This is a genomic window from Leptospira gomenensis, from assembly GCF_004770155.1.
In the GTDB taxonomy this organism is placed as follows: domain Bacteria; phylum Spirochaetota; class Leptospiria; order Leptospirales; family Leptospiraceae; genus Leptospira; species Leptospira gomenensis.
This window is the reverse complement of sequence record NZ_RQFA01000026.1, coordinates 40,728-53,170: the sequence shown is the minus strand read 5'-3', so window position 1 is coordinate 53,170 and position 12,443 is coordinate 40,728. Positions and strand designations below refer to the sequence as shown.

General features: G+C 45.0%; 9 protein-coding genes and 2 pseudogenes. 1 reads left to right on the top strand and 10 read right to left on the bottom strand.

Features of this window, described 5'->3' with window-relative positions; all coding sequences use genetic code 11:
- Positions 1 to 181: 181 nt before the first annotated feature.
- Positions 182 to 2,221, top strand: coding sequence for a gamma-glutamyltransferase family protein (locus tag EHQ17_RS04970; protein ID WP_246057405.1), 2,040 nt, complete (start codon positions 182 to 184; stop codon positions 2,219 to 2,221).
- A 176-nt stretch (positions 2,222 to 2,397) separates the two neighbouring features.
- On the opposite strand, the gene EHQ17_RS04965 is transcribed toward EHQ17_RS04970, so the two are convergent.
- The 10 genes and pseudogenes from EHQ17_RS04965 to EHQ17_RS04925 all read right to left on the bottom strand — a co-directional run bounded on the left by EHQ17_RS04965 (position 2,398) and on the right by EHQ17_RS04925 (position 11,480).
- Positions 2,398 to 3,201 (bottom strand): hypothetical protein, encoded by an 804-nt coding sequence (locus EHQ17_RS04965; RefSeq protein ID WP_135590094.1) that lies wholly within the window; start codon positions 3,199 to 3,201, stop codon positions 2,398 to 2,400.
- An 83-nt stretch (positions 3,202 to 3,284) separates the two neighbouring features.
- Complete coding sequence (locus EHQ17_RS04960) at positions 3,285 to 3,707, bottom strand: acyl-CoA thioesterase (protein ID WP_135590095.1); 423 nt, start codon at positions 3,705 to 3,707, stop codon at positions 3,285 to 3,287.
- 1 nt (position 3,708) lies between these two features.
- Positions 3,709 to 4,734 (bottom strand): phenylalanine--tRNA ligase subunit alpha, encoded by a 1,026-nt coding sequence (gene pheS, locus EHQ17_RS04955; protein ID WP_135590096.1) that lies wholly within the window; start codon positions 4,732 to 4,734, stop codon positions 3,709 to 3,711.
- A complete protein-coding gene (locus EHQ17_RS04950; protein WP_135590097.1) occupies positions 4,731 to 6,128 on the bottom strand; it encodes a UDP-N-acetylmuramate--L-alanine ligase in 1,398 nt (465 codons plus the stop codon). Before EHQ17_RS04950 ends, pheS begins: the two co-directional genes overlap by 4 nt.
- Positions 6,125 to 6,742 (bottom strand): hypothetical protein, encoded by a 618-nt coding sequence (locus EHQ17_RS04945; RefSeq protein ID WP_135590098.1) that lies wholly within the window; start codon positions 6,740 to 6,742, stop codon positions 6,125 to 6,127. The genes EHQ17_RS04950 and EHQ17_RS04945 overlap by 4 nt, the downstream gene beginning before the upstream one ends.
- Positions 6,739 to 7,836, bottom strand: a complete 1,098-nt coding sequence (locus EHQ17_RS04940; protein WP_135590099.1) for a hypothetical protein — start codon at positions 7,834 to 7,836, stop codon at positions 6,739 to 6,741. The genes EHQ17_RS04945 and EHQ17_RS04940 overlap by 4 nt, the downstream gene beginning before the upstream one ends.
- A pseudogene (locus tag EHQ17_RS20360) lies at positions 7,833 to 8,126 on the bottom strand (hypothetical protein); the annotation flags it as partial. The gene EHQ17_RS04940 and the pseudogene EHQ17_RS20360, both read right to left, overlap by 4 nt.
- Positions 8,127 to 8,212: 86 nt before the next feature.
- Positions 8,213 to 9,818, bottom strand: a pseudogene (locus EHQ17_RS04935) (hypothetical protein); the annotation flags it as partial.
- Positions 9,815 to 10,543 (bottom strand): ABC transporter permease, encoded by a 729-nt coding sequence (locus EHQ17_RS04930; RefSeq protein ID WP_135590101.1) that lies wholly within the window; start codon positions 10,541 to 10,543, stop codon positions 9,815 to 9,817. The pseudogene EHQ17_RS04935 and the gene EHQ17_RS04930, both read right to left, overlap by 4 nt.
- A 7-nt stretch (positions 10,544 to 10,550) precedes the next feature.
- On the bottom strand, positions 10,551 to 11,480 hold the full coding sequence (locus tag EHQ17_RS04925) for an ABC transporter ATP-binding protein (protein WP_135590102.1): 930 nt from the start codon (positions 11,478 to 11,480) through the stop codon (positions 10,551 to 10,553).
- Positions 11,481 to 12,443: the final 963 nt, after the last annotated feature.

The following is a 12,443-nucleotide window of genomic DNA, read 5'->3' as shown; positions in this document are numbered from 1 at the left end:
TTTCATTTCTTTAGAATCCGAATTTTAATTCCGTAGATCGTAAGACCACGTTATTCATTCCTGCCTGTATTTTTCAGTGGATTCATTTTTCGGAGCAACTACATTGTGTCTGAAAATCCTCGACCTCATAACGAATTCGGGTGCCAAGACGGCACTCGAATTCAATTCAGGAAGGCAGCCAATGAATCGGATTATTAGATACTCCTTACTCGGCTTCGTTTTCGTAGCCGCGTTTCTTTATACCTTTTATTCCATCGCATCCAAACCGAAAGAAATATTAGAATTTTATGATCCGTATCATCAAGGACGTTCAACTGCCGAAGGTAAAAAATTCATGGTAGCTACCGGACATCCTTTGGCGACGAAAACCGCTCTTGAAATGCTGAAACGAGGAGGCAACGCAGCTGACGCGGGCATAGCCGCCTTATTGGTGTTAAACGTCGTTCAAGGAGAAGAGGCTTCGTTTCCCGGAGTCGCCCCTTTGCTTTATTATGACTCGAAATCGAATCGCGTCGAAAGTTATATCGGAGCCGGAAAAGCGCCTTCCAAAGCTACGATAGAATATTTCAGATCGAGAGGACACGAATATATACCCGCTTTGAAATATTCATCGCAACTCGTTCCCGCTTCTCCGGACGTAATCGTGGCACTTCTGAAAAAATACGGAACGATGAGTTTTGAACAGGTAAGCGCTCCAGCGATCGAAATAGCCGAGCAAGGTTTCCCGGTTCACAGAATCTTAATGAGGAACCTCAATATGAATATTTTCAAAAGAATCGGATTCTACCTCCTGCTGCCTTACAACGCCGAAGTCTATCTGGAAAATCGATGGTGGAAACCGCTGTATCATAAGGAAATATTCAGACGCCCGCGACTTGCGAAAACGTTACGCGAACTTGTGGACGTCGAATTTAAATCGAAACAGAACGGAGCCGATCGAAATCGCGCTTTGGACTTCGTCCGTAATTATTTTTACGAAGGCCCCATCGCTCAAAAAATCGTAAAGGCTCATGAACAGAACGACGGAACGATCACACAAAAGGATCTGACGGAATATTCGGGAGCTTGGGAACGACCTCTTCAAGGCAGATTCGGATCGTATACGATTTTTTCCAATCAAACTTGGAATCAAGGCGCGGTCGTGCCGATCGTTCTTCAAATTTTAGAAGGAATCGATTTGAAATCGATGAAACACAATTCTCCGCTATACGTCCACACCGTGATACAAGCGATCGAACTTGCGATGGCGGATCGAGAAAAATTCTTCGGAGACCCCGCCTTTGTGAACGTTCCGAGCGAAGGTCTTCTCAGCAAGGAATACGCTAGCGAGCGAAGAAAACTATTACAACCGACCGCATTCGGCAAAACACCTTCACACGGAAATCCCTTCGCTTATCAAAAGAAGAGTGTTTTAAACTCGCTCGAATTTCAAAAACAGCGGAAAGATTCTCTCCCGAGTCAAAATCATTCTCCTGTCGATCAAAATCGATTTTCAACCGGGACCTCCTCCGATTCTAATCCCAACACTTCGCTATTAGGTCGGGTGATCGCAAAATTGATTTTTTTTCAATCGTCTCTTACATTCCATTCTTCCTTAAATGACCAACAACTTTCCCTTTGGGAAAAAACGGGAAAAGTGGGACGTGACACCACCTATCTCAGCATCATCGACGCTCAGGGAAATTCCCTCTCTTTGACTCCGAGCGATTTTCCACAATCTCCGATGATCGATGGTGACATTACGCTCGGAATTCGCATGACCCAATTCCGTCTTGATCCGAATCATCCGTCCGCTCTACTTCCCGGTAAACGACCTACGATTACGCCTAACGCGTCTATGGTTTTTAAAAACGGAAAATTCCTGATGAGTCTCGGAACGCCGGGAGGCGATATGCAAACCCAAGCTACCATACAAGTTTTTTTGAATATGTTTGTCTTCGGAATGGATCCGCAGACAGCGGTGGAAAAACCGAGGTTTCGGTCCTTAAACTGGACCGATTCCTTCTCGCCTCATAATTATTATCCCGGCCGCATAGAACTGGAAAAGGATATCTTCGAACTTCACGGAAAAACTCTGGAAAAGTTAGGATACGAAGTCGTAGGCCGGGGCGTTTGGGAATACGACTTCGGGGCCCCTTGTGTTTCCCTCAAAAATCCGATGACCGGAAAATTATACGGAGGAGCCGATCCTCGAAAAGAATCTTGGGCGGAAGGAAAATAAATGATCCGCTTCTTTCACCTCGGAGCAGTTCGAATGCGAAAATCGGGGCTTAATTTTATAAATAGCCTTGTTTTATCGGTAACGATACGTTTTAAATCCGGAAATAATTTATAGCCTAACAGAAGTAGGCAGGAACAAGGTCGATTTCCGGAAATAAGAACGTTCTTAGTATAAAATCACCTACAATAACTTTCCTGAATTCCGGAACCGCAGTAGTCTTCCTTAAAGTAACTCGTAAAACGGTTTTTAATCGCCTCCGAATCGTATCGATTCATTCCAACGTCGTAAAGATCCGATAAGACGTTTATCGGAATTACCGTAGAAAATTTATCCTCTTTGACAAGGAAAACGACATCGGGTTCTTCTTCTTTGACGATTTCCTTCGGGGGAAGAACCGAAACCGCAAAATTTCCGAGATAAGAGACGCCTTCCGGCACCGAAGTGATGTTTAAGAGATCAGGATTTAGTACTTTATAAATTCTTAATTTTTGAATCGGAGTGGAGTATGTCGCCGAGTTGTTTAAATAAGTCGTATATTCGAAACCGACTTCCTCCAATTGATACGTAAAGCCCGGTTCGATTCCTCCGAAGACGTAATACGGTGTAAGAACGTCTAACGTCTTTTTCTTGTCCGTTAGACCGGTAAAAACGCTGTAAAAGAAATCGGTATTTTTCCCTTTATAAGGGGCTTTTTGTTTAAGGTCGTAAATCTGGCGATGGCCGCAATCCTCGTTGAACGCTGCGTTTTCCGTTTTTTTACAGAGAATTCTGAATTTGAAATACTGCGCCTTTAACTTATAAACGACAGTTTTATCCCCTCCCATAGGAACACGTTTGAACGGGTCGAATAAAAACAGGGAAAACGCGGACAAGCCTTGCTTTTGACCGTCTTTCTGATCGGGAACGATCATCATCGTGGTTCTGCAGGAGAAAAACAAAAAGCCGGAAACCAACACGGTAAACGAAAAGTTTCTGATCATAGAACGAACTCCCTTACTTGGAATATAAGAATCGGCGAGCGCGGAATTTTCCCGTTATTCTATCGCCTAACACTAATTTGACGTCAACCTTCCGGAGTTTGTTTTTGGAATTCCCGAAGGTCTTTTTCCAAAACGGCTCTTATATCGGGAGGAACCGGTATCGTACATTTACGAACGTGATCGAAGGTAACTTGAACCGTTTTCGCGATGGCAAACAATTCGCCCGTGTTACTTTCCACGATTTTGGATCGGAAATCCCAGGAGCTATTGCCTATACGGATCACCGAGGTTTGCACTTCCACGGTATGTCGGATCTCGATCGACTTTTTAAGGTCGATTTCGATTCTCGCAAGAATAAACGGAACTTCGAAAACGTCCTTCACACCGAATCTGCGACGACAGTAATCCACTCTTCCGATCTCCAAATAAGCGACGAACACCGAATTGCTGACGTGAGCGAAAGGATCCATGTCCGTCCACCTGGTTTGAATCGGGGTGGAAATCATATTAGAATTGTTTTAAGAATCTAAGATTACCGGATTGAAAATAACGAATATCATGAATTCCGTAACGCATCATCACGAGTCGGTCCAAACCGAGTCCGAAAGCGAAACCGGTCCATTCTTTCGGATCCAAACCCGCATGCGACAACACGTTAGGATGAATCAATCCGCAAGGAAGAAGTTCCAACCATCCGGATTGTTTACAAACGGGGCAACCTTTGCCTTCACAGACGAGACAGTTGATATCCAATTCAAAGCCCGGCTCGACGAACGGAAAATAACCCGGTCTCAATCTGGTTTTGATTTCCTTTTCGAAAATCCTGGAAAGCAGAACCTGCATCGTGTCGATCAGATTCGCGGCGGATATATCCTTACCTACGACCATTCCTTCGATTTGATAAAAAGTATGTTCGTGAGAGGCGTCCACTTCCTCGTAACGGAATACTCGCCCAGGCGCGATGATCCGAAACGGAGGTTTCAATTTTCTTAATGTTCTCACTTGAATGGCGGAAGTATGGGTACGAAGAAGATTTCCGTTTTCCAGATAAAACGTGTCCTGCATTTCCCGTGCGGGGTGATCTTCCGTAAAATTAAGGGCGCCGAAGTTGTTCGTGTCGGTTTCGATTTCCGGACCGTCCATCACGCTAAAACCCATGGACGAGAATATATCCTCGATCTCGTATTGAATCTGCGTAATCGGATGTAAGGTCCCGTCGGAAGGATCGCGTAGAGGTCGAAGCGCGTCGAAAAACTCGGACGCGGCCTGTGTTTCAAAAAGTTTTTTCTTTAAATCGGACTTGGTTTCGATCACGAACGCTTCCAGTTTTTTGGAAAGTTCGTTCGCCTTTTGACCAACCGTCTTTTTTTCCTCGATGGAAAGGGAGGCAACGTTTTTTAAAACCGCGGTCAACTTTCCTTTTTTACCGATGAAGTCGTTCTTATTTTTATCTAAGTCCTCTTCGGATACGGAGGACGCGATTTTAAGAACCGCTTCTTCGTAGATGGAATCCAATTCCTGCGATAAGTTCATACGTGTTTACGCGCCAATTCGACGAGATCGGGATAAATTCCACCGAAAGCCCCGTTGGACATGGCTAAGATCAGGATTTTCTGTCCCGCGAATTGGGGAATCATTTTCTCTAATTTCGCAAACAACTCCTGCGGATCCTTCGCGTAGACGGGTAGGGTTTTGGAATTTTTCAGAAGTTTCTGAACCAATTTTTTGACGTCCAGACGTACGTCTTTCGGAACCTTCTTGAGGTTGTAGATTTCCGTGAGAATGGTCAGATCCGATCCCAAGAAGGAATAGGAATATTCCTTTTGAAATACGTTCCGATGCGAGGTTGCGCTTCTCGGTTCGAACAAGGAAATGATTTTATAACCGTGAAATCTTTTTTTGACGGAATGAATCGTCTCGTGAACAGCGACCGGATGGTGAGCGAAATCCTCCATGACGACGGCCTTCTCGGATTGAAAAAGAATATCCTGTCTTCGTTTAACTCCCGGAAAGGAATCGATCGCTTTTGCGATCCCTTGTTTATAACCGTTCGGATTTTTTTCGCGCAGAATTTCCGAACAAACTCGAATCGCAACTTCCAAGTTTCGATAATTATGATCTCCGAATATTACCGGATTAAGTTTTACGTTCTCCCAAACGAGCTCGTTTTTTTTCCAACCGAGAGAGGATTCCTTTCTGTTCCATTCGAAACCCTCCGTGTCCGTAAACTTTACGTGTTGAACGAGTTTTTTCAACGAACCGGAACCGCTCCAATAAAAGATTTTACCGTTGCCGGGAACAAGATTGATCAAACGCAGAAACATCGTTTCTATCGCGGCGATATCCGGAAAAATATCCGCGTGATCATAATCCAGAGCGTTTAACACCGCATAGGTGGGACGATAATGGAGGAACTTGGAGGACTTATCGAAAAAAGCCGTGTCGTATTCGTCGCCTTCGATCACGAAATAAGGACCGTTTCCCAATTCAAAACCTGGAAAACCGTCCTTACGAATTCCGCCGACGAACAATCCCGGCTGTATTCCGTTTTCTTTTAGAATATGATGAATTAAGAATGTGGTCGTGGTTTTACCGTGAGTTCCGGCAACGACGATCACTTTTTTTCCTTTAAGAAAAAATTCGCTGATAGCGGCGGGCATAGAAAGATATTCCGTTCCGGAATTGAGCATTTCCTCCACTTCCGGGTTCCCCCTGGAAATCGCGTTTCCAACCACGATCAAATCCTGGCCCTTTACGTTTTCGGCTTTGAACCCCTCATAATAAGGAATTCCCCATTCCTTCAACTTATCCGACATCGGAGGATAAACCCCCGCGTCGGAACCGGAAACTTCGTGCCCGCTTTTTTTGAGCATATAGGCCAGATTGCCCATGGCAATCCCGCCGATGCCGATGAGATAGATCTTCAATTTAGGACGGTCCTGATTAGATTGTAGAATACGGTAAGAAATAAAATTCCGGTTAGAAGATACGCGGACCCGGATAAAAAGAATATTAGAATTTCCTTATCATCCCAATTTAAAATCCGCTTCAGACTTCGTACGGACAAAACACAGGAAAGAAAAAACGAAATTGCGATAAAAACCGCCTGAAACGGAGAAGGTAAAATCCAGAATAAGGAGGATGCGCTAAACGGCAAAAAGGACAAAAGCAGAATGTTCGCGGGTGGAGGCGTTTCTCCTTTGGTCCGATCGGCCTTTTTTTGAAAAACCCGAAACACGTCCAACTGAACTACGACGAACAAAACCACCGGATAAATCGCGAAGGAAAAAACGACTCCCGAAAAAATCGTCCATTCACCGTCGTCGAAACGTACAAAAGAAAGAACGGACAAAATCAGATTGGAAACGAGCTTTGCCGCCGGTGCGATCAACCAAAGAAGAAAATGTGTTTTGACGATTTCGCCGTATCCGAATCCGTCCGTTTTTTGATAAAGCTCGAAGGCCGACTCTGGAGATTGAAACACCCGTTGAAGAAGACCCGTACGTATTTGCGAAAAATCCTGTTCTTTGTCCGTGATCATTTTTTAGGAATCGCGGATTGATGATTCTTCAGGATTTGTTCCGGAGAAACCGGCGCCTTTTTCGCCTCCGCTTTATCCAAGTTCGCTACGTTTTCTTTTAACCGCAAGAAACTATCTTCGCGAATATAAAAAGGAGGTTCGGAAAATTTTCCGTTAACGATCCGAATCACGGGACGATAATCCACTGAGTGGATATTGGTCTTCGGATAATAACGCAGAACGATCCAATCTCCGTTGGAAATGCGAATCTTTAAGGATGCCTCTGCGGGAACCGAAGTGAGTTTTTTCGCGACCGCGAATCCGGCGCCGCTCGGATCATCGGGATACACGTCTACCTTCTGACCGATGATCTGACTGTTCCATGCGTCGCCGAGATGATTTTCCAACGCGATGATCTTTCCGGAAAGTCTTCTCCAAAAATTCTTTTTGATCGATTGTTCCTTGAACGGATGATTGTCGAGTCGAAGAGTTTTTCCCTCTTCCTCCCAGACCGTTTCCAAAATGGATTCATCCTTTAATACGACCAATTGTTTCTGACGAAATTCTCCGATCCCTCTGGTAAGACGATCCAGAATATGATTGGGAACGATGAAAATCTCCTCCCCTTCCCGTAGAATTCTGGTCGCGTCCGAAGATTTTTTTTTACCGATCCATATTCGTTTCAAAGTTCGTCCGGACGATTTCAAAATCAATACGGGAGAATCATCACCTAACATGAGCGAGGTGGTCAATTCTCCGGGCGCGATCCGCTCCAGCCCTTTCACCTTTAGAACGGAAAGTTCGCGGAACAGATTGTCCACGTTATGCCCACCTTCAAAGGAAATCGTTTCTCCCGTTTCCGAATCCACGGATCCCACCGAGGAAAAATTCCCCGATTCGCTGATTTCCTTTTCCTTTTTGAAAATGATCGGCCAACGGAAAAAAGACGCGGAATCCTCCGCATTCCAGGAAGATTTAGGAGGAACATATTCGATCTCGTCGATGTCCAGATCCCAAACGGAAATCTCGGTTTGATTTTCCTTCTTTTCGTCGAGAAGAAAAAAACTTATCGCGAGCAGCAACAAAGCAAGAACGAAAAGGATTCCTCTTTTCAAGATTCTTCTCCTTCCCGTCTTCGTTTACGAATCAAAACGAACGAGGATACGACCGCGATCAATCCGGGAAAAACGAACATTCCCAAAATCCAAACCGTACGTTTTTGAGTGTCGGTCAAGGATACGGTGTTCACCTCTTCCTTTTTCGGTTGAATCGAAGTTAAGGAAACGTCCTGATACATCCAGGTGACGGAAGAAGTCGCGAGTTCGTAATTGGCTCCGTAGGAAATAAATTGGTCCGTGATCCAGGATGTACCGGAAAACACCAAAACCCTTCCTTCCCCTTTCGACTCGGACGTCGTTTCGTTTTTCGGCGATTCCGGAGTTTGAGTTCCTAAACCGGGCAAAGGCGAGGAACCGACTCCCGGGGTTTCGGCCTTTTCGGAATCGGTCGCGTTAGACGAAATCGGGTTCTTCGCTACGCTCCGCAGAATCATCCCCAAAATCACGTTGCGCTTTTCCTCGCCCGGATCCTGTTTTCCATTATTATTTTTATCTAATATAGATTCCCCACCCGATTCCACCAAAGGAAACGGATCGAGCGTTTTCCCGGCGGGCGTCAAACCGGCGGTCGCGGTAAAATATCCTCCGAACGGAAACATGGAACCCATCTCTTTGCGGGTCAGAGTCTCCTCGATCGGATGTTTTCGGAAAGACTTTGCGATCACGACCCCGGGTTGGCTCGGAATTTGGGAAAGAGGTCCTTTCGATAATTCGTAACCGGCCCTTTCCAAAAGCCAGGAGAAATTCTCCGAACCCTTCGGATCGATCGTGATAAAAACTTTTCCCTTTTTTCGTTCGATATAATCGATCACCGAAGCCTGCGCTTCTTTGGAAAAGGCGACCGTAGGTCCGACGATCACAAGAACGTCCGCGTCTTCCGGAATTCTTCCGGGCCAACCTTCCGCAATTCCAAGCCCTTTCACTTTGAAATTCAGAAAACCGAGCGCGTTGCTCAAAGTCCCCACTCTTTCATTGGGAAGATTTTGGAAGATAGGAGAAAAACGTTCTCCGTTGGATTGGGTGAAATAAACCTTCTTCTCTTCCGTCGTAATATTGACTACGGCCTGTACGAGTTTGCGTTCGAAATCTTCCAGGTCGGTTTTTTCCTTGATAGAAAGCCTCTGCTCCGCGAATTGTTTTCCGTCTTCGGAAAGATTTTTTTTCACCCGAATCAGAACGATTCCGTTCGAGACCTGACCGAACTCTGCGAGTTCGTCCAGCTCCACGTCCGCGTTGATGAAACGTACCTTATACTGCGCGCCCAATGATTTGAGTTGATCCAGATAAATTTCCAAATCGGGTCGGATTCTTCGGAGCGAAAACGAATTGGCCTTATCGCTCGCGGTTGAATTTTCCAGAGGACGCGGGTAAAAGGCGATCACCTCCACTTCTTTCGTGACGTTTTTTAGAATTTTGACCGCGGTCTGACTGAAGGAATATTGCCCCTTCGAGCTGAGATCGAAATTCCTGTTCCGGATTACGGAAACGTAATTTACCACCACGAGAACGACGAATACGATCGCCAAGTTGAGGATGAAATAACGGACCAGGGCTTGTTTAGAAGTTTTTAATACGCTTTGGGCGCCGGCGGAATCCTTTCCCAATTCCTTCAACAACGTTAGAATGAGAAATCCGAGCACGGTCAAAACCAATAGGACCAAAAGAATTTCCCGAAGACGTTCGTTTAACGAATGTGAACCGCTCGTTTTGAGGGCGACATCCTCCAGATAAACCCGAAGATGATAAATCCCGAACGCTAAGAGACCCAGCCCGGCCGATAAATAAGAATTCCATTCTTCTTTAATATTCTTTTTTCGAAAATAACGATAGCCCGGCTCCAGGATAAGAATTCCAAGAACGAAGCCGAACCATACCCACTTCGTTCCGGGAGCCAAGATGCTGTCCCTTACGGGAAAATAAAGAAACAACGCCGTTAGGGAAATCCAAGGGAAAATTCTGAATAAAACGGATTCTTTCATCCTCTCCATCTCCTGGATTCCAAAACTTTCACAGTGAGATAAAGAAAGAATAAAGAACCGCTCAAGAAAAATACGATACCGTTCAAGGGAAGAACTCCTTTACAAAATCCGATAAAGTGCGAAAAAATATGAAGGTGATACAAGACCTTTCTCGTAACCGAATCGAAAAGATACGAAAAGTAACCCGAAACCCAGAGAGTCAGAACGATCACGATCGAAATCAAAAGGGATATCATCTGATTTTTACCGAGACTACTTCCGAACAATCCTACCGAAAACGAAAATAAACCCAAAAGAAAAACCCCGATCGTTCCCGATACGACGATGTAAAGCGGAGCCTTCCAAAAGGAATAAAGGAAAATCGGAAACAAACCGTTCACGAAAACCGAAATCAAAAAACAAATCAAGGCTCCGAACGCGAACTTCCCGGCAACGATTTCCAGATCCGTGACCGGCGCGGTAAAAAGAAACTCCAGCGTTCCCCGGTTTCTTTCCTCGGTGATACTTCCCATCGCAAGAATCAACATGGCGATGATGATCGTTGACATAAAGGAAAGAAACGTGATTACGGTCGTATCTACGTAATTCGTGCCGGAGTTAAAATTCAAAATAAGGACGAACAACGAATTGAGAAACGCAGTTCCTCCGAAAACCAGAGGAGCCATAAAGGTTCCGAAGAACACCTTAACTTCCTTAAAAAAAATCCATTTGATATTTTGGAACATAAATTCCTCAGACCTGATTCATAAAAATCTGTTCTAACGTAACTTCCTGTTTACGGACGTATTCCAATCGCGGAACGGAAGAGGCGGAAGCGAAAAGACGATCCTTAAATTCGCGTTCCGTGGATGTGGAGACCAAAAACGTGATTCCCCGAGAGTCCTCTCCTATGGATTGGATCTTTTCAGCGGAAGCGCCGGGAAGCGATGACAGATAACGTTTCCCGGAATCGGCGTCGGTTCCGGATAACGTGACTTCCAATCCGGAAACTTTTTCCATCTCCTCTTCGAGCTGTTTACGGTCCCTCTGATACACCATTCGACCCTTGTGAAGAAAGAGAAACCTGTTACAGGTTTTATAAACTTCGGGAAGAATATGGCTCGAAAGAAGAATGGTATGTCCTTCCTTAAGGGAATGAATCAGATTTCGAATTTCGACGATCTGCTTCGGATCCAAACCGGAAACGGGTTCGTCCAGAATGATGATCCTCGGATTTCCCAAAAGCGCCTGAGCAATTCCCACTCGTTTGCGATATCCCAGAGAAAGCGTTTCGATATCGCTCTTACGAACTTCCGTAAGAAACGTTCTTTCGCAGACTCTTGCGATTTCGGTTTCGATCACATCGGGAGAAACCTGTTTGATTCTAGCGGCGAAGCGCAGATAATCTTCCACGGAAAGTTCCGGATACAAGGGCGGGGTTTCGGGAAGATATCCGATTTTCTTTTTCACTTCGAGAGGGTTTTCGAAAGTGTTGGTTCCGTCTATCTCGCAGACTCCGTCCGACGCGATGAGATATCCGGTAAGAATTCGGATCGTCGTGGTTTTACCCGCACCGTTTAAACCGAGAAGTCCGACGATCTCTCCTTCTCCCAATTCGAAATTCAAACGGTCTATGGCTAATTTTTTGCCGTAAAACTTAGATAGGTTTTTGACTTTGATCATCTTTATTAAATTGTAAGGCGGTCTTGACCGCGTTATCTGGTAAAGAATACAAAAAATTTACAAGATAGGGTCAACCTCTTTTCTCGAGTCGGAGAAGACCTCGGGCGCTCGTCGTACGCCAAAGAAACCGATCGCTCTAAAACCGGGGTCGGACCGAAATCTGTTCCGCAAGAAACATAGAAATTTAAAATCCGGGAATCAAAGTTCCGATACGGCTACGAAACGCGTCCGATCCTTTTTAAAGCGAAGCGAACGATTTCTAAAAATCTCTTCGCGGATCTTCGTAATCGGGATACTGCGGAGGGAATGTTCGCGGAAGCTCATTTTTACTTGCTTAAACAAATAAATGGCTTGCAAAAATTTTGCGACCGAAATAGACATTCATTGCTTGTTTAGACAATGAATGGGGAATTTTTACGAAAACCTTGGACCAATTTTTGCAGACTCGCGCTCGGTTCCGTTTTTCTTCTTTTTGAAATCAATGATATCGGTTATCGGCGTTCGGAACTTTTTCAGGAATACATCCGGACATACTTCGAACGGAGTCGAGTTTTTTAGAGTGATTCTTTTTCCGGCGCAAACCGATTTAGAATAAATGAATATACTTCCGGCGATCCGGAATATTCCCCCGATAACGCACGAACAATTATTTTCCTCCCGGAACGGTTTGTTCGCCGAGATCGATTCGGATCAAGAATTCCCTGTGCGAAGCGGAAACGTCGAGATCGATTCGTAACCGGCTGCGATCGCGATTTCCAAAATCTGATTCGAGGAGATTTTAAGTTCGCAAGCCGCCCTCATACGCTCTTAATCCTCGAATACATTATTGAATTCTAATAGGATTGAAACTCCCGAACCTTCGTTTTTTTCTGAAATAATTCTTACGAACCTTTTCCAAACCGGGTGGCATAAATCCCAATTCGAATTCGGGGCGATCGTTTTCGCTTTTTTCTAAGGAGCAAA